24 protein-coding genes, 2 tRNA genes and 1 other RNA gene are annotated in these 26839 nt (G+C 54.3%); 8 read left to right on the plus strand and 19 right to left on the minus strand.

The window, feature by feature from the left end:
• Positions 1-36: 36 nt before the first annotated feature.
• From ADH66_RS12090 to ADH66_RS12105, 4 genes are all read right to left on the minus strand, one after another.
• Positions 37-843 carry an ABC transporter permease gene (locus ADH66_RS12090; RefSeq protein WP_066540388.1) on the minus strand — a complete coding sequence of 269 codons (807 nt, stop codon included), beginning with the start codon at positions 841-843 and terminating at the stop codon, positions 37-39.
• Positions 840-1646, minus strand: a complete 807-nt coding sequence (locus ADH66_RS12095; RefSeq protein WP_066540379.1) for an ABC transporter ATP-binding protein — start codon at positions 1644-1646, stop codon at positions 840-842. The genes ADH66_RS12090 and ADH66_RS12095 overlap by 4 nt, the downstream gene beginning before the upstream one ends.
• Positions 1647-1659: 13 nt before the next feature.
• Positions 1660-2904 carry a helix-turn-helix domain-containing protein gene (locus tag ADH66_RS12100; protein ID WP_066540376.1) on the minus strand — a complete coding sequence of 415 codons (1245 nt, stop codon included), beginning with the start codon at positions 2902-2904 and terminating at the stop codon, positions 1660-1662.
• Between the two features lie 158 nt (positions 2905-3062).
• Positions 3063-4034 (minus strand): DUF6076 domain-containing protein, encoded by a 972-nt coding sequence (locus ADH66_RS12105; protein WP_066540373.1) that lies wholly within the window; start codon positions 4032-4034, stop codon positions 3063-3065.
• A 161-nt stretch (positions 4035-4195) separates the two neighbouring features.
• On the opposite strand from ADH66_RS12105, the gene ADH66_RS12110 reads away from it, so the two are divergent.
• The 4 genes from ADH66_RS12110 to ADH66_RS12125 all read left to right on the plus strand — a co-directional run bounded on the left by ADH66_RS12110 (position 4196) and on the right by ADH66_RS12125 (position 6939).
• Positions 4196-4408 carry a helix-turn-helix domain-containing protein gene (locus tag ADH66_RS12110; protein WP_066540370.1) on the plus strand — a complete coding sequence of 71 codons (213 nt, stop codon included), beginning with the start codon at positions 4196-4198 and terminating at the stop codon, positions 4406-4408.
• A complete protein-coding gene (locus tag ADH66_RS12115) occupies positions 4405-4767 on the plus strand; it encodes a helix-turn-helix domain-containing protein (protein WP_066540367.1) in 363 nt (120 codons plus the stop codon). The genes ADH66_RS12110 and ADH66_RS12115 overlap by 4 nt, the downstream gene beginning before the upstream one ends.
• A 751-nt stretch (positions 4768-5518) precedes the next feature.
• Entirely contained in the window at positions 5519-5656 is a 138-nt protein-coding gene (locus tag ADH66_RS20680; protein WP_207652988.1) for a hypothetical protein, read from the plus strand.
• Between the two features lie 128 nt (positions 5657-5784).
• On the plus strand, positions 5785-6939 hold the full coding sequence (locus tag ADH66_RS12125) for a tyrosine-type recombinase/integrase (RefSeq protein WP_066540361.1): 1155 nt from the start codon (positions 5785-5787) through the stop codon (positions 6937-6939).
• A 258-nt stretch (positions 6940-7197) separates the two neighbouring features.
• On the opposite strand, the gene ADH66_RS12130 is transcribed toward ADH66_RS12125, so the two are convergent.
• From ADH66_RS12130 to ADH66_RS12160, 7 genes are all read right to left on the minus strand, one after another.
• Positions 7198-7282: transfer RNA gene (locus tag ADH66_RS12130), tRNA-Tyr, on the minus strand.
• 62 nt (positions 7283-7344) lie between these two features.
• Positions 7345-7420: transfer RNA gene (locus ADH66_RS12135), tRNA-Thr, on the minus strand.
• Positions 7421-7828: 408 nt separating this feature from the next.
• The gene (locus ADH66_RS12140) at positions 7829-8761 is read right to left on the minus strand and encodes a sugar phosphate nucleotidyltransferase (protein ID WP_066540358.1); all 933 of its coding nucleotides are present in this window, start codon (positions 8759-8761) and stop codon (positions 7829-7831) included.
• Between the two features lie 22 nt (positions 8762-8783).
• Complete coding sequence (locus tag ADH66_RS12145; RefSeq protein ID WP_066540339.1) at positions 8784-10007, minus strand: LCP family protein; 1224 nt, start codon at positions 10005-10007, stop codon at positions 8784-8786.
• A gap of 33 nt (positions 10008-10040) precedes the next feature.
• The gene (locus ADH66_RS12150; RefSeq protein WP_066540336.1) at positions 10041-11216 is read right to left on the minus strand and encodes an LCP family protein; all 1176 of its coding nucleotides are present in this window, start codon (positions 11214-11216) and stop codon (positions 10041-10043) included.
• Positions 11197-11646, minus strand: coding sequence for a GtrA family protein (locus ADH66_RS12155; protein WP_066540334.1), 450 nt, complete (start codon positions 11644-11646; stop codon positions 11197-11199). Before ADH66_RS12155 ends, ADH66_RS12150 begins: the two co-directional genes overlap by 20 nt.
• Before the next feature lie 167 nt (positions 11647-11813).
• Positions 11814-12296 carry an HD domain-containing protein gene (locus tag ADH66_RS12160; protein WP_066540330.1) on the minus strand — a complete coding sequence of 161 codons (483 nt, stop codon included), beginning with the start codon at positions 12294-12296 and terminating at the stop codon, positions 11814-11816.
• Between the two features lie 871 nt (positions 12297-13167).
• Here ADH66_RS12160 and ADH66_RS12165 point away from each other — a divergent pair.
• Positions 13168-13467 carry a DUF1292 domain-containing protein gene (locus ADH66_RS12165; protein WP_066540328.1) on the plus strand — a complete coding sequence of 100 codons (300 nt, stop codon included), beginning with the start codon at positions 13168-13170 and terminating at the stop codon, positions 13465-13467.
• A gap of 150 nt (positions 13468-13617) precedes the next feature.
• Positions 13618-13822, plus strand: a non-coding RNA gene (gene ssrS, locus ADH66_RS12170) — 6S RNA.
• Positions 13823-13881: 59 nt separating this feature from the next.
• On the opposite strand, the gene ADH66_RS12175 is transcribed toward ssrS, so the two are convergent.
• From ADH66_RS12175 to ADH66_RS12190, 4 genes are all read right to left on the minus strand, one after another.
• Positions 13882-14787 carry a nucleoside hydrolase gene (locus ADH66_RS12175; protein WP_066540325.1) on the minus strand — a complete coding sequence of 302 codons (906 nt, stop codon included), beginning with the start codon at positions 14785-14787 and terminating at the stop codon, positions 13882-13884.
• Positions 14774-15895, minus strand: coding sequence for a Gfo/Idh/MocA family protein (locus ADH66_RS12180; RefSeq protein WP_084384504.1), 1122 nt, complete (start codon positions 15893-15895; stop codon positions 14774-14776). Before ADH66_RS12180 ends, ADH66_RS12175 begins: the two co-directional genes overlap by 14 nt.
• 127 nt (positions 15896-16022) lie before the next feature.
• Entirely contained in the window at positions 16023-17381 is a 1359-nt protein-coding gene (gene mgtE, locus ADH66_RS12185) for a magnesium transporter (RefSeq protein ID WP_066540322.1), read from the minus strand.
• Between the two features lie 422 nt (positions 17382-17803).
• On the minus strand, positions 17804-18571 hold the full coding sequence (locus ADH66_RS12190) for a PHP-associated domain-containing protein (protein WP_066540319.1): 768 nt from the start codon (positions 18569-18571) through the stop codon (positions 17804-17806).
• Between the two features lie 57 nt (positions 18572-18628).
• On the opposite strand from ADH66_RS12190, the gene ADH66_RS12195 reads away from it, so the two are divergent.
• Positions 18629-20986, plus strand: coding sequence for a helix-turn-helix domain-containing protein (locus ADH66_RS12195; protein ID WP_066540307.1), 2358 nt, complete (start codon positions 18629-18631; stop codon positions 20984-20986).
• 20 nt (positions 20987-21006) lie between these two features.
• Here the strand turns inward: ADH66_RS12195 and ADH66_RS12200 are convergent, their stop codons facing one another.
• The 3 genes from ADH66_RS12200 to ADH66_RS12210 form a co-directional block, all read right to left on the minus strand.
• On the minus strand, positions 21007-21888 hold the full coding sequence (locus ADH66_RS12200) for a carbohydrate ABC transporter permease (RefSeq protein ID WP_066540305.1): 882 nt from the start codon (positions 21886-21888) through the stop codon (positions 21007-21009).
• A gap of 13 nt (positions 21889-21901) precedes the next feature.
• Entirely contained in the window at positions 21902-22858 is a 957-nt protein-coding gene (locus ADH66_RS12205) for an ABC transporter permease (RefSeq protein WP_066540304.1), read from the minus strand.
• Positions 22859-22994: 136 nt separating this feature from the next.
• A complete protein-coding gene (locus ADH66_RS12210; protein WP_066540302.1) occupies positions 22995-24740 on the minus strand; it encodes a type 2 periplasmic-binding domain-containing protein in 1746 nt (581 codons plus the stop codon).
• A 361-nt stretch (positions 24741-25101) separates the two neighbouring features.
• On the opposite strand from ADH66_RS12210, the gene ADH66_RS12215 reads away from it, so the two are divergent.
• Complete coding sequence (locus ADH66_RS12215; protein ID WP_066540301.1) at positions 25102-25776, plus strand: MgtC/SapB family protein; 675 nt, start codon at positions 25102-25104, stop codon at positions 25774-25776.
• A gap of 1 nt (position 25777) precedes the next feature.
• On the opposite strand, the gene ADH66_RS12220 is transcribed toward ADH66_RS12215, so the two are convergent.
• Positions 25778-26833: an acyltransferase family protein gene (locus ADH66_RS12220; protein WP_066540298.1), complete on the minus strand. Its 1056-nt coding sequence runs from the start codon at positions 26831-26833 to the stop codon at positions 25778-25780.
• Between the last annotated feature and the right edge of the window lie 6 nt (positions 26834-26839).

The following is a 26839-nucleotide window of genomic DNA, read 5'->3' on the forward strand; positions in this document are numbered from 1 at the left end:
CAAAACTTGTCAAACCTGCGCCGCAGGTGCAATGTTTTAACCTCCCTGTACGGCCAGATGTTTATGCACACCCAGCCACATGATTTTGCCCAGCAGGAACAGCACAGCCGCCCACGCTGCCTGCAACAATAGACTATATATGATATCAACTCTACTCGCTGCACCTGTATAGATATTCAGCGGCGTTTCAAAGACGCACCGGAACGGCAGTATCTCTATGACAGCCTGCATCCATTCCGGGTAGAGCCAGTTGGGGATGAGCTTGCCGGATAGGATCGTGAGAATACCGCTGTAGGCCATAGTGATCTGCCGTATCTCCGTGGTGGCAAAGCACACCATGCCCAGCATGAAATTCAAAGAAAACAATATCAAAAAGCTGAGCACGCCGCTTACTAAAAACGCTGTGCCATGCAGGAGGGTAGGCGGCAATTCCAGCCCCATGAGCAGCACGCCCAAAGCCCAGGCGGGCATCACCAGCCACAATGCCCCGAACAGCGCCGCGCTGCCGTTGCGGGCCAAAAGCTGCCGCTGCAAGTCAACGGGACGCAGCAGGTCTGTGTCGATGCGCCCAGAGCGCACCTGCTGGGAGATGTAGTTCTGCGGCGCGGTGGACATCGCCGATGGATAAAAGATGATGTCCAGCGCCACCGCCAGCATGGCGTAAGTAATCATGGAAGACAGGGGGCGGCCCACAATAGACGGATCCTGGGCGTAGAGCGCTGCCCACAGGCTGCGTACCCCATACATGGCGATGATGCTGTACATGACTTTCAGCAGGAAATCCACCCGGTATATGCCGGTAGAGCGCTTTTCCATGCGCAGGGATGCCAAAAAGATTTTCATGCGGTGCGGCCCCCTTCCTGGTAAATGTCCCGCACGATGGCCTCAATATCCGCGTCCTCGCCGCCGTAGCGTTCCCGCAGGCCCTGCATACTGCCATCGAAAATGATCTTCCCGGCGTGGATGACGATGACACGGCTTACCAGCTTTTCCATGTCCACCACGTCGTGGGTGGTGAGCAGCACGGTGACGCCCCGCTCCCGGTTTATTTCAGTGATGAACTCCCGCAGGCGCTCCTTGGCCACCACGTCTACGCCGATGGTGGGCTCGTCTAGAAAAAGTGTTTTGGGGTCGTGCATCAGGGCAGCGGCCAGGTCGGCCCGCACACGCTGGCCCAGGCTCAACTGACGCACCGGTTGGTTGAGGAAGGGGCTTAAGTCCAGCAAATCCGTAAACATTTCCAGGTTTTTCTTGAACCGGCTGTCCTCTACCTGATACATTTCTTTTAATATGTTCAGGCTGTCAATGACAGGCACGTCCCACCACAGAGAGGTCTTTTGCCCGAACACCACACCGATGTTTCGTAGATGCTCCTTGCGGTCCTTGTGGGGAATAAGGCCGTTGACCTTTATATCCCCAGCAGTGGGTACCAAGATGCCCGACAGCATCTTGATAGTGGTGGATTTCCCCGCGCCGTTCTGGCCTATGTAGCCCACGATCTCCCCATCGCTTATGGTAAAATCAATGCCGTCTACCGCCCTGCGTTCCTCATATTGAGGGCGCACCAGCGCCTTGAGCGTAGCAAAACGGCCCTCGCCGGGCTTTGCGATTTTATACATTTTTTGCAGGTTTTTTACAGTTATCAAAGCTATCCCTCCCTTATTCCCATTTTATGTGGTTCTTCAGCACAACTTTCTTATCCCCGGCCTTGACGCGGCCCAGCTCGTAGCAGTCAAAATACTGCCCGATTTCCTTGGAGATTTCCTCCGCGCTGTCCTTATCCACAATTAAGTACAGGCCCACGCCACAGTTGTGATTGTACAGCATTTCCTGTTCATCATAGCCACTCGCATTTTTTAAGAAGCAGAAAAATGGCAGTGGGCGCAATTTTCTTAGGTCTAACTCGGCAGTTAGGCCATCTGGCATAATCTTGTACAATTGTCTGCTATTTGCCAAACCTCCTATAGTCAAAACAGGCATACCATGCAGTTCCGGGCGGCCTAACAGGGGTTTCAGTGCTTTGTAGTAGGACGGATGGGGCCTCATAAGGTGCTGGATAAACGTTTCACCCTCAATTTTTTGTTTTTCGATTTGGGGCATTTCCTCTAACATCACCCGCATTTGGGTATAGTGGGATGTATGCAGGCCGTTTGACGCCACCACCAAGATGATATCCCCTTCTTTTATGGTACTGCCATCCACCACCTTTCTTTTTTCCACCACACCTACCATGGTGGCAGACAAGGTATATTCCCCTAAGCGCATGGTCTGGGGCTGGATGCAGGTGCTGCCGCCTAAGAGGGCACACTCATTTTCCCGGCAAGCTTCTGATATACCCTTTATCAACGAACGCAACAACCCATGGTCTGCATTTCCACTGATAAGACTATCCGTCAGGGCCAGAGGATGTCCCCCCGCAGAGCAGGTATGCACTATAAGATCGTTGACTATATCTCTTCCAACCACCTCAGTGTAACCGAACTTTGCAGCCATTTTGCATTTTGCACCGATAGTATCTGCGCTCATAATCAAGAGCGGATCCTGCATTTCCGGAAAATGGATATCCAGTAGCAGCGGGGCGTATCCGGGAACACTTACCACTCTAGGGCCGTCGGGTGCACAGAAAGAGGCTGCATCCCGCGCGAAAGCGTCCAGCGATTCCAGATCGATCCCCGCTTTCTCATAGGAAAACCACGACTCCCCGCCTGCCAGCAACGTGTCCACGGACACCTGCAAAAGCTTTGCTAACTCTACTACGATTTCCACGTTGGGTATAGTACCCCGCTCCCATTTGGAGACTGCCTGATAGCTGACCCCAAGCTTCTCCGCCACCTGAGCCTGGGTCAAGCCCTGATCCCGGCGCTTTCTTGCGATGAACGCTGCTACCCGTTTGCTGTCCAGCATGGCTGCTCCCCCTTTCGCTGTTTCTATTTTAACCTGGCAGACTCAGCTTTACAATAACCGAATGGGCGTGGAGATTTTGCGAAACTCAACTGGCAGTTGAGCGCAAAATCTGCGTCGCAAAATAAAGAGAAAGGCCGGAAGTTTCCAGCCCTTTTTCTTTACGATTCGCTTAGCCATTTTCTGAATTCAGCAAAGGACATCTTACCCTCTGCACATTCGTCGCGCTTACCTTTAGCGGTAGCACTCCAAGCATAAAACGCACCTGGGCTGATCTTCCCCGCCTTGATCCAGTTGAAACGCTTTTTGTACTCTCGGCGATATTCCTTGAATAACTCATCCGAATTTTTCTTCTCCGCCCAGCGCTTTACCGCGCCGACCTCTCTGCAAGTGTGCCCGTTCTCGTCGACAGTGAGATTGCAGAACTCCGCCGTATTGCGCCGGGGTATGGCAAAATATTTGCCGCAGTAGGAACAGATGCGCATGCGCTGTTCCCGCTTTACGCACTCGCGGAGGGAAAACTCTACCAGGTCAGAGAGGGAGGTTGGGTGGAGGACTTCCGCGAAAGTCCCCTGCCTGGTTCGCTCATAAGCGGTGGAGATGGGCTTAAATTGGTAAGCATAGAGCGACTCTCTCTTCTCCTTGTCGAGGTAGGCTTGCAGTTTCTCCTGCACAGGTTTCTTCTTGCCGTCGTCGATGTCCAGTACGTCTTGGAACAAGCGCATGATTTGTTTTTGCAGCGTGTCGAGGTCGCTTGGGATGTGCCGAAGCTGCTTGTGAGGGAGAATCCTGTGTGTGTCCTCATCAGGATACCTATCAACAAGGCGAAACCGCGCCTGCCAATCAAGGCGCAGGAACTCAAAATAGATGTGCTTTTTCGCAAGCTCCTCAAGCGTACTCATCACTGCTCTCTGCGAATCAAAGTCATGTTCCCGATAGAAATCCAGCAAAGCCCTGTCCATTTTCTTAAATAAATCTTCCATCGGCCAGATGTCCAAATAGGTAAACCGCAAAAGGCTTTCCAGAAATGGGAAGTCTTTTTCCTTTGTATGCGAGCGTTCGAACCTCAAATCTTTGTAGACGAAATACTCGTTGCCATCTTCAAAGTAGGTATAGAACAGGTAATCAGCCATGTTAACCGTCCTCCTTTATTAAATTAAAAATATTTTTGGGATTGTCCTTGACAAACGAGTTGCAATGTGTTACCATAAGACAGTCGGTAAATTAAACTATATTTAAGAGTAAGTCTACACCGGTCAGGCAAAAAAGTCAAGAATTTTTTAGGAGGTGCGGAGTGGTTCAATCAAAGTTCAAAAGCTATGATGAACTGCCACTGTTTCTCAATGCGAAAACAGTGGCAGAAATTTTGGGGATTTCAGTTGCGGGGGCCTATGAGTTGCTGCACCAGGATGACTTTCCGGTGCTGAGAATCGGTTCGCGCCTGGTGGTTCCCAAAGAAAAATTTCTCTCGTGGATCGAGAGTCAGACAGGAGGTAATGCGATATGAATAATTTTCTGAGAGCATCATGCAGCGGAGCAAAGAACTTCTTTCCTCTGCCAAACGCTATTTTTAGTTTAGGATTGTCAGCTGGAGAGCTGGCGGTCTACGCCTACCTCATGTATTGCGAGGACAGGAAGTCACACCAGTGCTGGCCAAGCTACAAAACTATTGGCCGCGCAGTCGGCATGAGCGAGAACACGGTGAGGAAGTATGTGCGGGAGCTTGAGTACAAAACACTCATACTGACGGAGCCTACAAAGTACGAATCTGAGAGTGGTCAGGTTCGCAATGGCAACTTGATTTTTACGATTCTCCCCATCCGGGGAGCAGTCAAGTACCACAACGAGTGCCAGTTATCGAGGTAGGCGTTTGTGGCCCCTGTGAGGGCCGTGTTGGGCGGTTTTGGAGCGTATCTGGGAAACAAACGAGGACAACCCCAGAACGCCGTTTTGGGGCATTTGTGACGATTTGTGAGGGGTCCGGCCTCGCCTCCATCAGCGGCGCAAATCCTCCGCGAGCAGCGACGCAAATTTCTTGCAAAGATATGCACTGAAATGGAAGATAATCCAGCCAGAAAGAACAGAAAAAGCATGGTCGAAAAACAAGCAGGAGAAAGCAAGGCGCCAAGAGCGGCGCCTTTGCAGTCCACACCGCCCGGCAGAGCCGGGCGGGAGGGCTAGAAACTACGGGATTTTTCAGGATTCTCAGGGCGGTGTAAGATAGGGTCACACTAGGGGTTGCAAATAGGAGTTTGGTATAAAGTTAGGGGTTGCGAATCGGCAGAAATGGCTGAATATCGGGAGATTTTTAGGGGTCATAAGTTGGTGTAATGCGATTTTAGAGGTGCTTTATGGATTCAGAAAATATGCAGCGGATAAGTCTATATTTGGACAGAGGTCTAGTGAAACGAGCGGATAGATTTGCGAAGGAACAGGGATTTTCCTCCCGAAATGAATTGTTTGCGCGAGCAGTTGAAAGCCTCATGACGGACAATGCTTTGCAGGACAATGACATTCTGGGTGAAAAACTGGCTGAGGCAGTTCTGAAATTGTCCGAAGATAACGCAAAAGCCATCTCAAAGGGGTTGTTTCGTTATGCGGTACAGCTTGAAATGGTATGCGGGTGCTGGCTGATCTTTCTGAGTACACGCCCGAGCAAGTAGAAGAAATGCGCCGTGAGGCCATAAATAACGTGCGCCGTACCCGTGGCAAGGTACGTTTTGAAGATATTTTAGCCGGATATTACAACGACTAGCTCCCTCAAAATTTGCGCTGCTAAACAAAGAAAAGGGATTTGGGCGGAACTGGAAAAGTAAGAAAAATGTCAGTGGACATAGACAGGCATCATGTGGTAGTGTTGGTAGTCAGAAAGGGGGCCGAGATATGGCAAAAAAGAGAGCAAACGGCGAGGGCAACATACGCAAACGCAAGGATGGCCGTTGGGAGGGGCGCTATACAGCAGGCTACGACTCAGCCACAGGAAAGCGCATTATCAAGAATGTGCTCGGCAAGACCCAAGCCGAGGTCAAGGAGAAACTGGTTGCGGCAATGGATGACACCAAAGATTTGGACGTAGCCCGCTCCGACGATTACACGGTCGGCTCATGGCTCACGAACTGGTACACCCTCTACGCCAAGCCAAATGTGCGAGTCTCCACCGCTGAATACTACCGTCGGAGCATCGAACTTCATGTAAATCCACGAATCGGCGACATCAAGCTGAACAAACTAACAGGCCGCGACCTTCAAAAACTCTACCAAGACCTCCGCGAAAACGGCAGATTGCGAGAGGCGCAGAAGAAAAAATCACCTGGCTTAAGCGCCTCCACCGTGCGTGGCATCCACCTCATGCTACACAACGCTTTAGACCGGGCAGTCAAAGAACACTTGATTCAGCGCAACCCCACGACAGACTGCATTGCCCCAAAACTGGAGAAAAAGGAAATGAAGTTCCTTCCCGCCGAGGACATGAAAGCCTATTTAGCCGAAGCTCAGCGGCGTAACGTCCTCCCTATGTTCTACCTGGAGCTGGTCAGCGGCCTGCGAAAAGGTGAGCTGGTAGCGCTCCTCTGGTCTGACTTGGACATCGAAAATCAGACCATCAGCGTCAGCAAGCAGGCTACCCGGGACGAGAAAGGCAACATCGTGATTACTCGACCTAAGACGGAAACTTCCGTCAGGCTGGTATCAATCCCGCAAAGAGCCGTAGAACTACTCCAGCAAGAACACCTCAAACACCCGGACAACCCCTATATGTTCCCCTCCACAAGAACCGGTGAAATGTACTACCCGGATTCTATCGTAACGCTCCACAAGAGAATTTTGAAGTCAGCCGGATTGAGTTATATAAACTTTCATGCGTTAAGACACACTTTCGCGACCGCCGCACTACAAAATGGTATAGACGTAAAAACTGTAAGCAGTATGCTGGGCCACTACGATGCTGGTTTTACCCTGAGAACCTACACCCACGCTACCCGCCAAAAGCAGGAGCAAGCCGCAGAAAAGATGGGAAATTTTATGGACAAGGTCATGTGAAACAGCCCCAACAAGCAAAAAGCGGCTGGAACTTCCTACCCGGAAGTATCCAGCCGTTTCCGTTTATTTCCGCGTGTGGGTCACGGTGTGGGTCAGGACAAAAAGCCGACAGAGCAACCGCCGAACTCGCAAAAAAAATAAGTTGAAACTCTATCCGCAATATCCATTTTGATATGCAGTTTCTTACTGAACTTGACCGCCAAGACAATTTGTACAAACAAAACAAAAACCTCGCATTTTTATGCAAGGCTTTGTCAATGGTGGGGGAGAGTGGATTCGAACCACTGAAGTCGTCGACAACAGATTTACAGTCTGCCCCCTTTGGCCACTCGGGAACTCCCCCATAAAATATTTAGTTTTATACAAGGCTTGTCCGGCCTTTCCAGCGGGCCGGACCGCCCAGTTTGGAGCTGGTGAACGGACTCGAACCCCTGACCTGCTGATTACAAATCAGCTGCTCTACCAACTGAGCTACACCAGCAGTTCTCTCAGTGCTTTCTTATTATACTCCCTCTTCTTAAAAATGTCAAGCCTTTTTTTGATTTTTCTATAGTCGCGAAAATGTCAAGAGCAAAGGCGAAAAGTTTAAATAATTTTCAGAGGTCGGCGGCGGTCATTTTTCCGAAGTCCCTCCCTTTCGGGAAGTGCCGCCGTATCACTTTGTTTTCGTTCTCGCTGCTCCCCCACTTGTAACCGCTATATGGATGACAAGAGTCGTAGTAGTATTACAAATTAGGTTACACAAAGCCAAAGGGCCCGTGCAACCTAATTTTTATATTCTCCCTTATACTACATTTATAAATCGGGGACGCAGGATTTCACAAGCGGTATTGTAGTGCAATCAAGCAAAATTTCCTTATGCGGCAGCGCCTGCTCCCCCTTTCGGTCACTATCCCCATAAGGGTGTGGGGTATTCCCCTTTGTCAGTCAATTCTCTGAGCGCGTCCACCACCGACTGGCGGTCCACTCTATAGGTCACTCCATACCACTTGCCGCCCGTCTCAAGCACCCGTACCTTTGCCCTGCCCTGCTGAAGCATGGCGTTAACGGCAAAGGGCAGGTAAAATTCACCCTTTAGCGGGTTCTTGGGAAGATCCTCTTGGAAGAAGCGGGCATACTCCTCCTCAAGGGCTTTCGTAAAGCCCGGGGTGAAGCCCCAGAACTGCATGGATACCGGCGTCTCCGGGTCCAGCTGTACCCACGTCTCCCCCTCGTCCTCGCTGTAGCCGATAGCGCCCTCCGGGGTGCGGCCTATCCTGGTGCGCTCCACCACCTGGGTGAGCCCTCCGTCCTCAGTGGCGCAGACCCCCCTGGACACATAGCCGTTCTCCGAGATGGTGTTCTGCACCTGATAGCCCACCATGCACAGGTCCAGCTTCTCCCCCTCAAGGTCCGCAGACTTTAGGAAGTTATACAGCTTCTCATAAGCCTCCCGGCCGTAGAAGTCGTCGGCGTTTATAACGGCGTATGGCGCGTCCCCGCAAAGCCGTGCGCCGCACAGGGCCGCGTGGCCCGTACCCCAAGGCTTCTCTCTGCCCTCGGGTATCTCCGCGTCCCCTGGTATGTCACTGAGTTCCTGGAAAGCGTAGTCGATGCGCATATACTTCTCTATGGGCGCGGCTATTTCTGTCTTGAAGTCCTCCAGCATATCCCGCTTTATAACGCAGACCACCCTTCTAAAGCCCGCCTTATACGCGTCATACATGGAGAAGTCAATTATCCTCTCACCGCAGGGACCCACCGGGTCCACCTGCTTGAGCCCCCCGCCGCCATAGCGGCTGCCAAGGCCCGCGGCCATTATTACCAATACCGGTTCACTCATATGTTGTCCTCCTAATGAATCCTTATCCGTATATAAACCTGTGCAGGTTTTCCTGCATAAGACCCTCGTCAAAGCCCATGACATACTGCCCGTCCCCGTTCTTCGTATCATAGGCCCCCTCGGCTTCCCCGGGGAATGTCGCGCTCTCTATTTCGATATGCCCGAAGGCAAAGGGCGCAAGCTTCACCATGTCCAGGAAATTCAGCGAGGTCTCGCAGTGTGGCACCACCCCGTGGACAATAGACGGCCAAGCGAACACCGTACGCTGCTTCGCCCGCTGTAAAAGTCCTTTCAGGACCTCGTGCTGGCGGCTGGTGCGCTCTCCGTCCCCGCCAATATAGCGTATCCGGGAATAGGCCACAGCCTGGGCCCCATTTAGGAGGAACTTCCCCCCAGCGTACTCTCCGTCTACCATATTATGCGTGCCGTTTACATCGGTGAAATAGTCCGAGTCCTTTATGGAGGCCTCTGCTCCCACGTCTTCGGCCTCGCGGCTCAGGTTCCAAAGATTGCGGTTCACCTCCAGCATCTCCTCGCCGGTGAGCTCCAGTTCTACGCCGCCAAAGGCCTCCACTATCTCCGTCATGTCGTAGAAATTCACGGTAATATAGTCCGTGATATCCAGCTGGAAATTCTGGTTCAGGGTGCGCACCGCCAACTCCGGCCCACCGTAGGCGTAGGCATGGGTAAGCTTATCATAGCCGTATCCGTCGATATACACGTTGCTGTCCCGCATAAATGAAGCCATTTTGAGGGTATGGGTCCGGCTGTCAATACTCAGCACCATTATCGCGTCGGACCGTCCCTCGTTCTCCCCGTCCCGGCTGTCCACGCCGAACATGGCTATGTTCTTCACCCCGGCCTGCCCCGCCGACACGGCAAGGCCGCCGTCAAGGTCCGTGACCTTCAAGCCCATGAACATATAGAGGAACAACCCCACGGCCCCTATGACCAGCAGGAACAATGCCCAGGATATGACCGCCCCGGCCCTTACCCGGCGCTTCGGCCTGGGCGTGGGGACTCCCCTTCCGGCAGGGGACTTCTTTACCGGCGCTTTTTTCGCCCGCCTTACCGCTGCCCGGTCCATCTGGCGGCGGGGCTCGGAGGAGTAGCTGGAGATGTCCTCAAACTTCTTTCTGTCCTCATAGTAATAATTGTCGTGCAGGGCCTCCCGCCTGAGCGGGGCCTTTTCCCTGTCCCGGGGCGCGCTGTGCCGGCCCGGGGACCTGTTATCTCTCTGTCCCATTTACCAATTCCCTATTAAAAATCTCAGTCAAATCTATTTCTTTGTCTTCGCAACTATGTCCTTATATTCCTCCCAATAGGGCGAAACCTCCTCAAACATAAAGGCGCTCATACGCTTTGCCGCGTTCTCCAGGTCGTACACCAGGTCATATTTAATATCCTGCAGATCGGTCTCCGCCTCATAATCCGGCACAGAGATGCGCTCCACCTTAAGGTCCGTCGCCAGTATCGGCAGCATGGAGATGATATCGTCTATGGAAAGGCTGGTCTCGACATATGGGGCCAGCTTCTTTACAAGGTTCGGGTACTCCGTCACGCCGAAAAATTTTACCCGGTCAATAAGCGCCGTCAGCACCTTTTGCTGGCGCTCAACGCGGCCGAAGTCGCTGCCGATGTTCCGTATGCGCCCATAGGACACAGCCTGGTTGCCGTTGAGAAGGTAGGTGTCCACATCGCCGGTGGCGTACATAAAGTCGCTGTCCAGCACCTGGGGATAGTTCACGCCCTCAATACCGTTGGCGTAGTCCTCGTTCTTCTTGTCCTCCACCTCCCAGATAAGGTTGTTAAGGTTCAGGTTTATCTCCTCCACCTCGTCATAGGTGACCTCCATCTCAACGCCGCCGAAGGCGTCCACTATGGCCGCCATATTGACAAAGTTTATAGTCACATAGTCCTCAATGCGCAGACCGAAGTTCTGGTTCAGCGTGCGTATGGCCAGCTCCGGCCCTCCGTAAGCATAGGCGGCGTTCATCTTGTTGTCCTCGTTATAGTACCCGCCGCCGTAGCCGTCGCCCTCGATATTCACAAGGCTGTCACGGAGGATAGAGGTCATCTTGACGGTGTTGTGCTTGTTGTCCACCGTTAGTATCATGGTCACGTCCGAGAGGCCCCTAAACTCGCTGTTGCGGGAGTCTACGCCGAACATGGCGATATTCGTGATGCTGTCGTCCTGCACAGAGCTGACTATTGCGTCGTCCCTTATACCCAGCTGGTCCTTGTCCTTGGTGATGCTGGTGGTGCTCAGCTCGCTGATCACATCAGTGGATATGTAGATCAGCGCCGAGCCGAACAGTATCATCACCACGCACAGAAAGCCCGCCACCCACTGAAGGGCAATTCTCGCCCTGCGGCCCTTCCGGCGCTTCTTGCCCTCATTGCCGGAATAGCTGGAAACGTCCTGAAAGTCCTGCTTATTTTTTCTCCTTGCCATTAGGGTCCTCCCCCTGCTCCCCATGCCCGCTGCTGCGGAACACAAAGAGCTTGCTGAAAATATAGTTTGCGATGATTACCAGTACGCTGGCTATCACCTTTATGACCTTGTCGTTGATATTGAGTATGTCCACGCCCACGTACATTACCAGCATGTTCAGCAGCAGCGACGCGCCCCTGGCCCCGAAGAACTTTGCCATCTCCGCCGCCACAGCCTTGGCCCCGTGCACCCTGCTCTCAAAAACGAAGCGCCGGTTGGTCACATAGGCAAAGAGTATGGAGAACATCTGGGACAGGAAGGCCGCCGTCATGTACGGCATATGCAGAAGGTCCCTCATCAGCCCGTAGCTTACCCAGTCCACCAGGGTGGTAAGCCCGCCGAAGAACACATAGAGTATCAACTCGCGGTACTTTTCAAAAAATAGTCGCAAATACGCCGCCTCCCCGGGAACAGTATACCCAATTTGTGGCAGGAAAATCATATTAAAGCCTGTCCCCGCCCGATATACCGATATATTATAACTCCTTTTCCCAAAAAATGCAAGTACCGAGTGAGCATAACAAAAACCGCCTGGAAAAATCCAGACGGCAGGTTATTTTATACGTGCCCAGCCAGCTTGGGATAGGGCCGCTTTCTCTTAAAAAATTCATAGACAGAGCAGCCCTTATCTACCAGAGTGACCACCGCCCCCTCTCTGTATTTGGGCGGGCGTATGGTCAGCGGGAACATATGAGTGCGGATGATGTCGGTCTCTATGCCGGTCAGGTCCAGCTCCTTCGACGCGTTTTGCCAGGCAATATCCGGGTGCCTGGACCAGTGCTTTTTATGTGCCGGGTCACCGTCCTGAGCGTCATAGAAGAAGTAATCGTGGAAAAGGGCCCCCCGGGCCATATCACGCATATGAAAGCGTGCGCCCAGCAGGGACGCAATACGGCAGCTATAATAGGCCACAGCCACGCTGTGCAGCAGCCGGCAGGTGTTTCCATGCTGAGGATATCCCGCCATGCTGGAGAGGTTCGAGCCGCCGATAAGCTCCGTATAAAAGCTCCAGAAAGCGTTAGGGTCCCATTTTTTCGTCATTGGGAGACCTCCTGTATTTAGTCTGTCTTATATTATATATAATCCTTGGAGGAATTTCAAGCTGAATTTTCTGGAAACCTTGAAACAGGCAAAAAAAGGTCCCCGGGAGCGACCCGGAGACCCATTATTATCGATGAAGTTTTACACCTTCTGTGAACTTTTCAAGGAACCATCAACAGTCCATTGGCACTTGCTTCCTTTTCCGGCACATCATTACCAATCTATCTGCCCCGCGTTTTTAAAATTTATGATTTGCTTTATCAAGCTATGTAATTCGCGGCGCCTGACTAGATCCATGCCTGCTGGTCGGTATAGGACTTAAAAACGCCCATCGGTACGACCTGCCTTTCCATGTTCTGTTGTTTAAAGGCTTCATCTATATTTATTTGCGGGCCGCGAGCCCGCCGTGCTGTGCTTCGATTGTGCTGTCCATTGGACTCGCCCGCCTTTCCGTCAATAATTTTGCCGCCTTCCGGCGCCGCCTTTTCCGGCCTTCTCTTTCGCTTCCTCCTGAAACTACCTGCCGGTTTTCTCTATACTGCGGCTTTCCTCCTCTCCCCACCGTTTTCGCAGCCTTTACCAAATAAAGCTCTGATAAACGTCCTTGCTACTTCCGGCCCCTCCGGCCTGCAACTGACTGAAGAATTTTTGTTTATCTTCTTCTGTTGTGACTATATTATACACCGCCCCCTCGGGTTTGTCAATAGGTTTTTTAAAAATTTTTGAAAAAATTTTGCCAGATATTACAAAGCCGCCGCCAACGCCATATTTGCCTGGGTTTTTGGGCAGATTAACAGCCGGGCCATAAATTTAATCTTGACTTTCCGGCAGTTTTTATGTACAATAGGCATATCGGAAAGGAGCGGATATTTTGGATACTGGATTTGAAGCCGACCTGATAACCCTTATAGACGACGAGGGCCAGGAGCACGAGTTTGAGATCATAGACGAGCTGGAGACCGACGACGGCCACTTTATGGCCCTGGTGCCCACCAGGCAGGACCCGGAGGACATGGTCTCGGATGCCGAGACCTACTACATCTTCGAGGTTATAGAGGAGGACGGCGAGGAGCAGCTTCAGGAGCTGGAGGACGACGCGCTCCTGGATAAGCTGGCGGATATCTTTGAGACCCGCTTTAACGAGGCCTATTACGACGAGCCCGAGGAGTGACCCTCCCATAAACCCATAGACAGACAAGGAGAGCCGTTGCCGCAACAGAGCTAACCGGCAGCCCCCTACTCCGCGACATCAGACCTTTCTGCCTCCACTAGCCAAGCGCGCCCGCTTTGCGCGCCCCGCGACTTGCCAGCGGGGGCGCCCCGCCGCCTGCTTGATGCGCGAATTGTGCACATATAACCCTACACTCATCAATTAGGGAGCCCCCCTCCGCCTGCGGATTGCAGACCTCCCGGCCCGGCTTTGACCGTGGTTGGACGAAGGGAGCGTGAACCATGCGGGAGGGCACCCACCTGTTCCTCATGTAGGCAGGTTATTGAGAAGCACATTACGGTCAAGCGGGTCCTCTTGTAAACTAAAGCCCGCCGTTCTCCCTTGAACGGCGGGCTTTTTGTATCGCTTTTGCGCTTAATCTGTCAGCTTTTTGAACAGATCCGTCAGCAGCGCGTCCCGGTTTATCTGGTAAACGTATCTCATCAGGTGTGCCGTGGGGCAGCGCTCGTACTGGCCGTCATAGGCCGGCAGGCTTACCGGCTGCAGGCGGGAGAGCATGAAGCGGTCGTCACGGTTTAAAAGCCAAGCCACAGCCGTTACATCCCAGATGATGCGGCTCCAGGCCGTGCCGGCGGCGTAGCTCTCCGCCGCTTCTATGGTGTTCCGGCAGAGGTAGTCGGCGAGAGGGTTCTTCCCCTTAAGCCAATACTCCAGCTCCGGTCGGCTGGTGGAAAAGGCGCTCACCACGCCATAGCAGGGCAGCTGTACAAAGGGTGCCCCGCTGCCCATCACCACACGGGCGGCAGCCACGTCCTGTATAAGATTAAATTCCTTCGTGTCATGGAAATCCAAACCGTGACCGCCCAGCCAGGCCACCACTATGCGGTCAGTTATACTTCGGTCCATAAGTATGGCGGAGGCTATGTTGGTTATGGCTCCTATGGCCACCACATAAAGCGGTCTCTCCGGGCGGTACTCCTTCGCCCTTCGGCAGAGGTCCTCCGCAGCGGGAGATACGACCGGGGTATGCTCGTCAGGCAGATATGCGGGCGAACCCTTATATACCTCCGCCCTCTCCCCCAAGAGCTTTAGCACCTTGAATATCTCGTCGTAGCTTTTCAGCATACCGTCCTCTGGCCCCGAGGAGTTCTCGTTGAAGAAGGGTGCGGCGTATATGGCCTTGGTGTGCAGCTCCGGGGAGCGCATGAGATACGACAGCGCGAACTGGTCGTCTATCTCGTTATACGTGTCCGTGTCCAGCACCACGTCCACCGGGCCCTGGGGGACGCTTAGCGCCCGCAGCAAATCATTCGAATTCAACGGAAGTACCTCTCCTGTCGGACTCCAGGGCGGCCTCCATCAGCTTCAGTATGCGCAGGGCCTCCTCGTTCTTCACTATCTGCTCGCCCTCGCCCAGCACCACGTCGCAGACGTTGGAATAGAGCTCGTTGCGGTCGTATGTGATGTCCGGCAGGGGCATATCATCCATAGTGTCGCTGCCCCTTGGCGCCATGGTTTTTGAGAGCCCCTCGCCCATGAGAATGGGTGTGGCGTCCTTGTCCTCCCAGCTTCTGAGGAGCACCATATGGCCCCGGTCCTGGAAGTCCTTTATCTCCGCCGTGCCCTTGGTCCCGGCCATATACCAAAGGGGCAGGTTTATGAAGTTGCAGGTGCCCACCTCGACGGTGGCCGTTATGCCGCTGTCAAAGGTCATGTTCATTATAAAGCCGTCGTCCACCTCATCGTTGGTCACATGAGTCATGCGGGCATAGACGGTCTTAATCTTCCCGGGTATCATCATCACCATGCGGTCCAAAAGGTGCACGCCCCAGTCGAACATCATGCCGCCGCCCTTCTCCTTCATACCCCGCCAGTCGCCGGGTATGCCGCGGCTGCCGTGATAGCGGGACTCGATATGGAACACATCGCCCAGGGTCTTCTCCTCAAAGAGCTTCTTTATGGTCAGATAGTCCTTGTCCCAGCGGCGGTTCTGCCGGGGATAGAACACCCTGCCGGTCTCCTTCGCGACCTCCAGCACCTCCTCGAAGTCCCTGCTGTTCATCATAACGGGCTTCTCGCAGAGCACGCTTTTGCCGGCCTTCATGGCCCTTATCGCCAGCTCCTTATGGCTGTCATTAGGGGTGGCTATCAAAACCACGTCCACCTGGGGGTCGTCCAGTATCTCCTCAAAGCTGCTGTAAGTATTAAAGCCCTGTTTACGTGCCCACTCCTGACGCTCCTCCTTCACATCGAAGGTGCCGGAAAGTGCCATTTTGGTTTTTAGGTCCGTGTCCCCCGGGGCCAGCTCCCGGCCCTTGGAGCCGTCGGTCATCCACAGGGCCTGTCCGCTGCCGGTGGCTATGGCCACGGCGTGGCCGCCGCCCATGCCGCCGCAGCCCACGATGGCCACATTAACTATCTTTGACATAACACATTCCTCCATAGTTTATTTTTTAGAATTAATATAAATACCAATACCGGCTTAAGATATGGCAGGTATTTAGCGCTGAAAGAAGTTCAAGGTTAAGAACACAATCATATGCGCGGCAAAGCCCTCAGATTCCCAGAACCGCCTTGGCAATATTAAAGTATATCATCAGCACCACCGCGTCCACAATGGTGGTGATAAGGGGGCTGGCGGTCACCGTGGGGTCAAGCCCCAGGCGCTTTGCAAGTATGGGCAGACTGCTGCCCACTATATTAGCCACCAGTATGGCGGCCACAAGGGTTACGCAGACCACCGCCGCTACCGTCAGGGCCACCCGGTCAACAAGCAGCAGCTTCACAAAATTTGCCAGGGCTAAGGTTCCGCCGCAGAGCATAGCCACACTGCACTCTTTAAGGAGCACCCTGGGCACGTCCCTATACTGTATCTCGCCCAGAGACAGGCCGCGTATTATGGTGGCCGAGCTCTGGCCCCCGGAGTTGCCGCCGGTGTCCATCAGCATAGGGATAAAGTTCGTCAGCACCATACTGGCGGCCAAGGCCCCCTCGAAGGAGGCCAGTATACCGCTGGTAAAGGTGGCGGAGATCATCAAAAACAGCAGCCATGGGACCCTTTTCCGCCAGGTGGCAAAGACCCCGGTCTTCATATACGGTCGGTCCGAGGGGGCGATGGCCGCCATCTTCTCGATGTCCTCGGTGGCCTCCTCCTGGATAACGTCGATGGCGTCGTCAACGGTGACTATGCCCACCAGGCGCTCCTCTGCGTCCACCACCGGCAGGGCCAGGAAGTCGTATTTGCTAAGGGCCCTTGCGGCCTCCTCCTGGTCCGTATGGGTGCTCACGTACTTTACGTTGGTCTCCATTATATTGCGTATAACTTCGTCTTTTCTAGCCAGCAGCAGATCCTTCACGGTGACTATGCCCAAGAGCTTCCTCCTGCTGTCCGTGACGTAGCAGGTGTATATGGTCTCCTTCTCCACCCCCGTGCGGCGTATGCGCTCGAAGGCCTGCTCGACGGTCATGCTCCGCTTCAGGTCCACGTACTCCATGGTCATGATGCTCCCGGCGCTGTCCTTGGGGTAGTTCAGCACCTGGTTTATCATTCTCCTGGTTTCGCTGTCCACGTGGCGCAGTATCTTCTTCACAACATTGGCGGGCATCTCCTCTATCATGTCCACCGTGTCGTCCAAAAACAGCTGCTCCATCACCTCGTCCAGCTCCCTGTCGCTGAAGCCCTGCACCAGCAGCTCCTGGCTCTCGGGCTCCATATAGGCGAAGGTGTCTGCCGCCAGCTCCTTTGGCAGCAGCCGGAACAAAACAGGCATCCGCTGCTCCGGCAGCTCCTCCAGTATCCACGCGGCGTCGGCCGGGTTCATATCCTTAACTATGGCCCCCGCCCCGCTGAACCTCCTCTCCTCCAGCAGCTCCGAAAGGGTCCGAAGCTGCTCCTCCATTACATTGTTTTCCATCGGTGTGTACCTCCTTCATTTTTTTGTGAAAATGAGAAGCATACAGCACCGGCCCCGCAGGAACGCGCCCGCGAATCAGCACAGCTTTACTCTATATATGTTGACAGGCGAGCCGGCATACTTTCTGATAGATAGCGTGCGAAGCCGCTTTCTACCAGAAAGTATTGTTCTCGGGGTTCAGCGCTGTCATTACTTCGTGGAACGCTCACTCGGCTCACCTCTGCTTTTTCTGAATTTTCGGGTCATATCCGGCGCAGATTCAAAGCGCGTTTAACTATATACCCTTATATGATATAGCTTACCCGGTTTTTTCCCAAATGTCAAGTGGGACAAATTTAAAGATAGTTGCAAATATCTTCGATTTGTGTTAAAATAACAAAAAAACCACGCAGAAGTCCGGGCATTCCGCCCGGACTGATTGGTTATCTGGCCCTCTTTATATGCTCCAAAAACCCGTCCAGCGTGCGGTTGGCGATAAGCTCAGGCGGGAATCCGATCTCCCTCAGCATCCCCATGGCGCGCCCCACCTGCCCCACGAACCAGGCGCTGTGGGCGTCGCTGCCCACCGATACCAGCACCCCCAGCTCCGCGCAGCACTCCGCTATCCGGCGGCATTCGTCCGTCACGTTGCTTTTGGAGTCGAAGGAGTGGTCGTTTATCTCCAGCATCTTCCCGTGGGCCTTGGCGGTCTTACAGACCTCCTCTATGTCGAACCTCAAGGGCGCCCTTCCTGGATGGCCGATGATATGGACTCTTGGGTCCTCCAGCACACGGCAGTACATCTCAGTGTTCTTGGCGACAGTGTTCTCCTCCATGCCCTTGAAGTGGTGGACGCTGGCTATGGCGTAGTCCCGGCTGTCCAGAAGGCGGGAGTTAAAGTCGCCGCCTTCTTTGGGCACAAAGAAGGGGTGCTCCAAATCCCAGAACCCCAGATGCCCCTTGAAGTCCACTATGTCTATCTCCACGCTGGCAAGAATCGTCACGCCGTCTATGACTCTTGGCAGCGCGGGCATATTCATCATGGGCCCGAAGCCCAGCGGGTCCTTTGTGAAGGTGGGGCCGTAGTGCTCGGACATACCTATGGCCAAGAGTCCCGCCTTTTTGGCTGCGGCGGCGTTCTCCCCTATGGTGCTGAAGGCATGGCCGGAGAAAATTGTGTGGGTATGCGGATCGACCTGCACTGTATACATATATTTAATTCCCTTTCTTGTATGTATTTGATTTAATATTATTTTTGGAGGGGCAATATGAATACCGAGAAAAAGCCCGGTACCGTCTGGGACAAAATAAAGAGCTCTGCGCAAAAGAGCTTTGGACGTACGCTGTTCATTTCATATCTGGCTGTACTTGCCATATCCGTCTCGGCGCTGTTTGTGCTAATACAGATGTCCCGCCGCCAGCTGGAGACCGAGACATACCGCTACAGTATGCTTACCCAGTCCCAGGCAGCGGCCTCCGTTGAGAATGAGCAGGCAGAGCTGTACAACCTGATGAACCTGGTACATACGGACAAGCTGTACGTCTCACTCACCTATGCCACCTCGCCCCTTGGCTCCTATAAGCTTCAGAACGTGGGAGAGCTGCGGGAGCGGCTGAACAGCTACACCGCCTTTAACCGCGACATAAAAGATATCTATATTTGGTTCTCAAACCCCCAAGTGGGGGTCACCACAAAGGGGTACGTGACCTCAAAGGACTATTTCAGCAAAAGCCTTGAAAACGAGCTGGGCATAGACTTTGACCAGATACTGGAGCTCTCCCAAGGCAGGGCCTTCGCTCTCTGCCCTATCTCCCGGAACGGGCGCACGGAACGCCTTATCGCGGTCATCGACCGGCGTGCCGGCTCAGAGAGAACGACGGAGATACTGGAGCTGAACTTGCAGTCCTTCTGGTCCCCAATGACAGTCTCTGAGGACGAGGGTTCCATGCTGTGGGCGGTCTCGAACTCCACCGGCTTAATAGCCAGTCCCGTCAGCAACCAGGCCCTGGCCGCCTATTGCACCGGCCAGCAGCTGAAGCCCGGCTCTATTAACCGTGTGGTCTTCGACGGCCAAGCTTACGCGGTGATGTACTCTGACGAGCTGGAGGGATTCACTCTCTATTCGGCGGTGGACTACTCCCAATGGGCCCAGACCCAGCGGCACTATCATCTGCTGATGCTACTGTACTGCGCCGTGTATATTGTACTGGGTCTGGCCTTCTCCGCTCTGCTCTCCCAGCACAACGCCCGCCCCATACGGCATCTGAGCAATATGGTCACGGGAAAGCACCGGCCCGACGGCCAGGAGGGCGAGCTTGCCCAGCTTGAGAGCAGCATACGCTCTCTCTTGAAATACTCCCAGGAGTATGCCCGGGCCATGACCAGAGAGGCCAACCGTTTCCGGGAGGAGGCCCTTGCGGCGCTGCTCAGAAGCGAGGACGGCGCCCAGTCCCAGGCGGCCCGAGTATTGTGCGAGAAAAACGGCATCGAGTTCCCCTTTGACTCCTTCGCCCTGGCCGTGTTCCGCATAGTGGACATCGGCGGCTTCTTTCCGGACGCGGCCCAGACCCCCAACGACCCCGACGCCGAGAGCCTTGCCCGGTTCGCCGTGGCCTCTGTGGCCGGGGAACTGATGGACAAGGCCGGCCGGGCCTACACCTGCCAGGCCGGCGGGCAGGTCTGGGTCCTTGTCAGTCTGGCCCCTGGCAATGAGGACCCCGTTCCCACCCTTGCCGCGTGCCTTGGCGAAGCGGGCAGGTTCCTGCGCGGGCAGATAGGCATAGAGGTCTGCTCCTATCTCTCCGCCCCGGCGGACGGGCTGGACCGCCTGAACGCCGCCTATAAGGAGGCCTGCTGGGGCATGGAGCAGATGGAAAGCTACCAGCTCGTAAAAAGCCCCTGCACCTATGACGATATCCGCCAGCGGCTGGCCTCTCAGCATCCCCCACGCCCGGAGGACGTCGCCACCCGCCAGAAGGAGTTCTATTCCGCCGTGGCGGCCGGCGATATGGAGGAGGGCCTGCGGCTCTATCTCGAGCTGCGCTGCCAGAACTTCTCCAACGAGCCGGCCTCCTTCGGTGAGGTACGCACCGCCACAGCGGTGCTGGCAAGCTATCTGCTCTCAAACCTCTCAAGGGAGACCACCGACGCCCACCGCTCAGAGATAGAGGGCTTCTTCTCGGGCATACGCTCAGAGCAGCACGAGCGGGAGCTTACCGAACTCATGTGCCGCTGGATGGAGTTCTTCCGCTCCCTTTGGTGCGCAGAGAACGAACAGGCCGGCAGCGGCGGCATCGCCCAGAACGCGGCCCGCTACATAAACGAAAACTATACCGACATGAACATCAGCGTGGCACTGGTGGCCGAGAAGTTCTCCGTAAGCCCCTCGCACCTCTCCCAGCTCTTTCGCAAAAAGTATGGCATAAGCGCACTGGAGTACATCCACCAAAGACGGCTGGACGCCGCCAAGCTGCTGCTGCGCGAAAGCACAGCCACAGTGGAGAGCATTGCCGTACAGGTGGGGTATTCCAATGCGCTGGCCCTTATACGGCAGTTCCGCAAGGCAGAGGACCGCACCCCCACGGAATACCGCAGATCTTTACCTTCGCCGCAGAACAGAGAATAAGCGCAAGGCCCGAAGCCTTATCAGCCCTTTACGGAGCCGATCATTACGCCGGTCACAAAGTATTTCTGAATAAACGGGTAGATTACCATCATGGGTATCACGGAAACCATAATGGTGGCGTATTTTATCAGCGGACGGTATATCTCCACGTCCTGACCGTCGGCCTCCGCCACGATGGAGTTCTCAGAGGACAGCAGCACTATTTCCCTCAAGGTCAGCTGCAGCGGGAACAACTCGCGCTTTGTCAGGTATATGGAGGCGTTGAACCATGCGTTCCACTGCTGTATAGCGTAGAACAGCACGATAACGGCAATTATGGCCTTTGACACAGGCACAACTATCTGCCAGAGTATGCGGAAATTCCCCGCGCCGTCTATGCGCGCCGCCTCATAGAGCTCGTCCGGTATCTGGGAGAAGGAGGTGCGCATGATAATTATGTTGTAGGCCGTGACGCAGCCGGGCAGTATTATGGCCCAGCGAGTGTCCAGCATCCCAAGGTTCCGCACAAGGATATAGGTGGGTATCAGGCCGCCGTTGAATATCATGGTGAACATTACAATAAAGACGATGATGCCCTTGAACATCAGGTTCTTCCTTGAGAGCACATAGGCCGCCAGGAGGTTCAGGACCAAGCCTATGGAAGTGGAGCCCAGCACATAGATGAATGTGTTCAAATAGGACACCAGTATGGAGTTGTTCTGCATGACAAGCTTATAGCCGCCCATGGTGGGCTCTCCCAGCGGGGTAAGGATCAGTCCGCTGGTGGCGGACACCTTCAGCGGGTCGCTGATGGAGCCCATGGCTACGTGCCATACGGGCAATATGAAAATTATCGAGAGCAGTACCAGACCGATGGTGTTGAATACCGCGAACACCTTCTGGCCATTGGTTCTTTGCAGCATATCGGTACCTCCTTTACCACAGGCTGGTCTCGCTTATCCTCCTGCTGAAGGCGTTGGCCACAAACAGGATGATGAAGTTTATGACGGAATTGAACAGGTTTATGGCGGTGGAGTAGGAGTAGTTTGAGTCCTGTATGCCCACCCGGTACATATAGCTGGAGATAACGTCCGCAGTTTCATAGGTGGCCGGGCCGTACATCAGGATTATCTTCTCATAGCCAACGCTCATTATCTGGCCAAGACGCAGTATCAACAGCACCACGATGGTGGACACTATGCCCGGCAGAGTGATATATAGGGTCTGTTTCCAGCGGCCCGCGCCGTCGATGACCGCCGCCTCATAGAGCTCCGGGTCAATGCTGGCCAGGGCGGATATGAAAATTATGGAGTTATACCCCAGATGCTGCCACATATTCGAGCCTATGTACAGCGTTCGGAACCACTCGGGTCTGGAGATGAGTGCCCCGCCGTCGTCTCCCAGGGCCGCGGCCATCTGGGTCAGCACGCCGTTGGCCTTGCTGAAGTCGGTTAGAATGGCGACCACCACCACCACGGAGATAAAATACGGCAGATACGAAATGGTCTGGGTTATCTTCTTAAAGTGCTTATTGCGCACCTCGTTAAGGCAGAGGGCAAAGATTATCGGAAACGGGAAGGAGAACAGCAGCCCGTAGAAGCTGATAAGCAGCGTGTTCGTCAGTGTGCGGGTAAAATACGGCGAGTTGAAGAAGGTCTCAAACTGCTGCATACCCACCCAGCGGCTGCCGAATATTCCCTTCTTGATAGAGAAATCCTGAAAGGCCATGAGCACTCCGCCCATGGGGATGTAGTGGAAAATTATAAAATACGCCAGAAACGGCAGGGCCATAAGATAAATGCTCCAGTTGGCCCTCATGTCGCGCTTTAGCCGAAGGGCAAAGGGCGGCTTTTCTATTACTGCCGCGCCCAAAGCGCCGGCCGGCTTTTTCATAGCGGTCCCTCCTCACACATAATAAATAGAACGGCGGGCATCAGGCCGTGGCAGTAACCTCAGCGTCTGATACCCGCCCATTCCTTCTTATTTTACAAACTTAGGGAGAACCCTCTCCCGGGGGAAGAACTATGCTTTACTTCATCTCACGGGCGTTATAACGGTCCAGGGCCGCCTGCTTAAGGGCGATGCAGTCCTCAATGCCCATACTCTTAAGGGTATCGCGGTAAGAGTCGTAGTCGTCCAGGGACATCTGGCCCATGATGAACTTCACGTTGCACTCCTGCACATAGGTCTCGATATCGGTGTACTTAGAGGCAAACTGTGTGCCCTCCTCGGCGGTGTTCGTCAGACGCACGGGCAGGAAGTGGGTGGGCTCATACTGGCTCCACACCTGATAGGAATCCTGCTTGTTCTGATCGGACTGCTCTATCTGGGCGGCCTCCACGCGCACGGGAGGATTCTTGGTCCAGAACTGCACCAGCACTGTGGCGGAGGAGATGCCGTCCGGGTTGGAGTAGCGGAAGTCATAGTCGCCAATACGGTGGCCGTCCTCGGCGGCAAACCAGACTGTGCCCTCCTGCTCCTCAAGGCCGTAGTTGGCGTTGAGGAAGACGTCCTCGGCGTAGAAGCCGTCGTTCCAGCGCATAGCCAGCTCCAGATGCTCGCTCTCGGCGTTGAAGGCCATGGCGCGGGTAGTCATGCGGTCAGAGCCGGCGTCATACATTCTCCAGGCCGGGTCGGGATCGCTGGCGCTCTTCTTGGGCTGGGGAGCGGCCACGGTATAGAAGTCCGGGTTGGTGGCGCCGCGGGTGATGTAGGTGTCGGACATACGGGTGCCGTAGTCCACAAGGGCCCCCACCTTGTCGTTGAGCATCATATCGTTGTCGGCTGTAATGCCGCCGGAGGTCCGGGTGGCAAAGTCCTTATCCAAAAGGCCCTTCTCCCACCAGTCGTGGAGCAGCCCCAGGTAATCCTTGTACTGGTCGTCCATGGGACCATACTGTACCTTTCCGTCCCGCTGATAGAAGTACGGGGCGGTGTCATAGCCGGCCATGAACTCGCCGTTGTCGATGCCATACTTGGAGGTATAGAAGGGGGCCTCTATGCCCAGCTCGTCCTTAAAAGCGGTCAGGACCGTCTCCCACTCGTCATAGGTAGTGGGAACCTCCATCTTCACCTTGTCCAAAAAGTCCTTGCGGAGGGACAGGCCCTGGTCGGCCAGAGCGCCCTCCTCGTTAATGGTGCGCCATACGCCCCACATGGCGTAGAGCTTGCCGGTATCGCTGTAGCAGGCCTTGCCCCAGTCCTCATGGCTGTGCAGCCAGCTGACATAATTGGGCACCCAGTCCAGGTGTTCGGCCACGTCCACAAAGTAGCCGTCCTCAATAGCGGCATCCTCGCCGCCGCGGTACTTCTGTCCGTTAGGGTTATGCTCGATCATATCTGGCATATCAGCAGAGGCAAACAGCAGCTGGAAAGCATCTGACTCGCTGCCGCTGGCCGGCACAATAAAGTCGATATGCACATTGGTCTTCTCCTCGTACCACTGCCAGAACTCGCCGTCGTTAAAGTCGGCCAGCTCGCCCATGGAGCCCGCGTTGGGGTACCACATGGTGAGGGTGACCTTCTCCTCTGTCAGGGGATAGGTCTGCTGGTTGGTCTCCCCTTCATAGATGTCCGATGCGGGGGTGCCGGTCTCGCCCTCCTTGGCGCTGTCCTCAGAGCTCACATTGGATTCCGATGATTCGGAATCCACCGAGCTGCTCTCAGAGGAGCTCCCGCCCGCGGAGCTGTTATCGCTTCCGCCGCAGGCGGCGAAGCAGGATACCAGCAGCGCAAGGGCCAGCAGGAGCGCTAGGACTGATTTGAGCTGTTTCATAGTATGTTTTCCTCCTTACATATTATATGGGAGCGTCTTCTTTCAGTTTTGGCACGGCCGCCTCCTGAATAGAGACCTCCTACGGCCTATTGTAAGCCGCTCTGACACAAAATTTCAAGTATCAAAATCTACACGAAAGCTATCAAAAAAATTTTACAGCTTTCTCCCGCCCGGCGGCAAAAAATCCGAAAAAGCACGCTATTACGCCGGAAACAGACATTTTGCACGGCGGGATTTGGCAAAAATCTCAAAATGATACCTTCTTTCGGGATATGTTACTTGAAATAAATTTCCGGCCTTGATAAAATATAAGCTACTACCCCAAGGCGCGGCACTTTGCCAGAAAGGAGCAAACCCCAAAATGAAAGAATTTGCCTTCACCCAGTCGGACTATCTTCTGCGGGTATTGGTTGCGGCCCTTTGCGGGCTTGTCATAGGCTACGAACGGGAGGCCCGGATGAAGCTGGCCGGCATACGCACCCATACGATCATAGCCATGGCCGCCTCCTTAATGGTGGTGGTGTCAAAATACGGCTTTTTTGACGTTATCACCGTGGACAGCGTATCCGTGGACGCCTCCCGTGTGGCGGCCAGCGTGGTGTCGGGCATAGGCTTCCTGGGCGCGGGCATAATTTTAAACCATAAGAACAGCATAAGCGGCATCACCACTTCCGCAGGCACCTGGGCAACCCTCGGCATAGGCATGGCCATCGGGGCGGGAATGTGGGTGCTGGGCATAGGCAGCACGGTGATGCTTCTGGCGTTACAGTTCCTGTTCCACCGCAACCTGCGCATATTCAACGGCAGCAACGCCGGGAGGATCCTTTTACATATGAGAAAGGGCGCTGACACCCGCGAGCGGATAATCAGCACCCTTACCAAAATGAACATACAGGTGGTCTCCACCCATTTGAATATCTATGACAATTCCTTCATAGAGGTCAGTCTCTCAGTAGTCTTCCCCAAGGGCTTCAGCGCGGAGAATACCATGACCCTTATGGCGAACTACCCGGAGATAGCCTCCATCGACATCTAGCTCATTTTCTCCTCCCCAGGACCAGCCAGCGTATCACCGGTATCCTCCTTATAAGCTCATACGCCAGCGGCGTCAGCACCATCGCTATAACAAGCGCCAGCAGATAATTACATATAGCCGGAAAGCTAAAGTATGTGCATATCACATAACATATCGCCAGCAGTACGGGGTAGTGCAGGATATACACCCCGAAGCTGGAGCTTGACATATATCGGGTAAGATCCGTCTCCCTGTCCATATACCTTTTCGCAAAGCCAATAATGGCCAGCACCGTGAACCATAGGTACAGGTTGGTTATCACGCTTTGCAGGCAGTCGGGAGAGGTATAGTCCGTGCGGTGATACTGGAACGCGTATACCACGGCGCACACTGCGGCGGCACAGAGCATAGGAACCCGGGCGCGCTCGACCTTCTCCTGCACGCCGTCGTGGGAAAACACGAAGTAACCTATCAGAAAAGCCACAAAATATATCCCGAAGCGGTACATGGTGAGCACAGGCATGTTCAGCACCTGGGCCGCCACAAAGATGGGCAGGGCAAGCAGTATTATCATAGGAAGCCCGCACCTCCCGCAGAGCTCCCACAGCCGGTCCCGCCCGTCCAGCTTTTTCAGAAGAACCAGAACGCAGGAGAACAGGAACAGCGTCTGAATAAACCATAGGGGCCCTATGCCGCTTATAGCTGAGATGGGATAGACCAGGGGCGCGGGGATAAAATTAAGTCCCCCGCCCATTTTTATGTTCAGATACCCGGTTATCCAGTGTATTACAAAGAGCCCCAGCGTTGACGGCACCAGCAGCTTCACGGCCCGCTCCCTTATAAACTGCCCGCCTGTGCGCTTACTGAGGGAATACCTGGCGCTCATGCCTGCCAGCAGGAGGAGCAGCACCATGAACCATGGGTAGACCATGGCGGCGGCGGTGTCAAAGGCCGGGATATTCTCCGCGCCGGGTATGCCACCCAAAATACCCACGCCGTTGAACATATAGCAGACGTGATAGATAAGCACCAGCCATACGGTTGCCCAGCGTATATTGTCGATATAGGCCTTTCTCATAGTATT

The sequence above is a fragment of the Acutalibacter muris genome, from assembly GCF_002201475.1.
GTDB classification, from domain to species: domain Bacteria; phylum Bacillota; class Clostridia; order Oscillospirales; family Acutalibacteraceae; genus Acutalibacter; species Acutalibacter muris.

Bases quoted from the DNA above. Each gene is read 5' to 3' on its own strand.
- ADH66_RS12090 (WP_066540388.1), bottom strand. From the start codon at position 843: ATGAAAATCTTTTTGGCATCCCTGCGCATGGAAAAGCGCTCTACCGGC.
- ADH66_RS12100 (WP_066540376.1), bottom strand. From the start codon at position 2,904: ATGCTGGACAGCAAACGGGTAGCAGCGTTCATCGCAAGAAAGCGCCGG.
- ADH66_RS12105 (WP_066540373.1), bottom strand. From the start codon at position 4,034: ATGGCTGATTACCTGTTCTATACCTACTTTGAAGATGGCAACGAGTAT.
- ADH66_RS12115 (WP_066540367.1), top strand. From the start codon at position 4,405: ATGAATAATTTTCTGAGAGCATCATGCAGCGGAGCAAAGAACTTCTTT.
- ADH66_RS20680 (WP_207652988.1), top strand. From the start codon at position 5,519: ATGCGGGTGCTGGCTGATCTTTCTGAGTACACGCCCGAGCAAGTAGAA.
- ADH66_RS12125 (WP_066540361.1), top strand. From the start codon at position 5,785: ATGGCAAAAAAGAGAGCAAACGGCGAGGGCAACATACGCAAACGCAAG.
- ADH66_RS12140 (WP_066540358.1), bottom strand. From the start codon at position 8,761: ATGAGTGAACCGGTATTGGTAATAATGGCCGCGGGCCTTGGCAGCCGC.
- ADH66_RS12145 (WP_066540339.1), bottom strand. From the start codon at position 10,007: ATGGGACAGAGAGATAACAGGTCCCCGGGCCGGCACAGCGCGCCCCGG.
- ADH66_RS12150 (WP_066540336.1), bottom strand. From the start codon at position 11,216: ATGGCAAGGAGAAAAAATAAGCAGGACTTTCAGGACGTTTCCAGCTAT.
- ADH66_RS12160 (WP_066540330.1), bottom strand. From the start codon at position 12,296: ATGACGAAAAAATGGGACCCTAACGCTTTCTGGAGCTTTTATACGGAG.
- ADH66_RS12180 (WP_084384504.1), bottom strand. From the start codon at position 15,895: ATGTCAAAGATAGTTAATGTGGCCATCGTGGGCTGCGGCGGCATGGGC.
- mgtE (WP_066540322.1), bottom strand. From the start codon at position 17,381: ATGGAAAACAATGTAATGGAGGAGCAGCTTCGGACCCTTTCGGAGCTG.
- ADH66_RS12190 (WP_066540319.1), bottom strand. From the start codon at position 18,571: ATGTATACAGTGCAGGTCGATCCGCATACCCACACAATTTTCTCCGGC.
- ADH66_RS12195 (WP_066540307.1), top strand. From the start codon at position 18,629: ATGAATACCGAGAAAAAGCCCGGTACCGTCTGGGACAAAATAAAGAGC.
- ADH66_RS12200 (WP_066540305.1), bottom strand. From the start codon at position 21,888: ATGCTGCAAAGAACCAATGGCCAGAAGGTGTTCGCGGTATTCAACACC.
- ADH66_RS12205 (WP_066540304.1), bottom strand. From the start codon at position 22,858: ATGAAAAAGCCGGCCGGCGCTTTGGGCGCGGCAGTAATAGAAAAGCCG.
- ADH66_RS12210 (WP_066540302.1), bottom strand. From the start codon at position 24,740: ATGAAACAGCTCAAATCAGTCCTAGCGCTCCTGCTGGCCCTTGCGCTG.
- ADH66_RS12215 (WP_066540301.1), top strand. From the start codon at position 25,102: ATGAAAGAATTTGCCTTCACCCAGTCGGACTATCTTCTGCGGGTATTG.
- ADH66_RS12220 (WP_066540298.1), bottom strand. From the start codon at position 26,833: ATGAGAAAGGCCTATATCGACAATATACGCTGGGCAACCGTATGGCTG.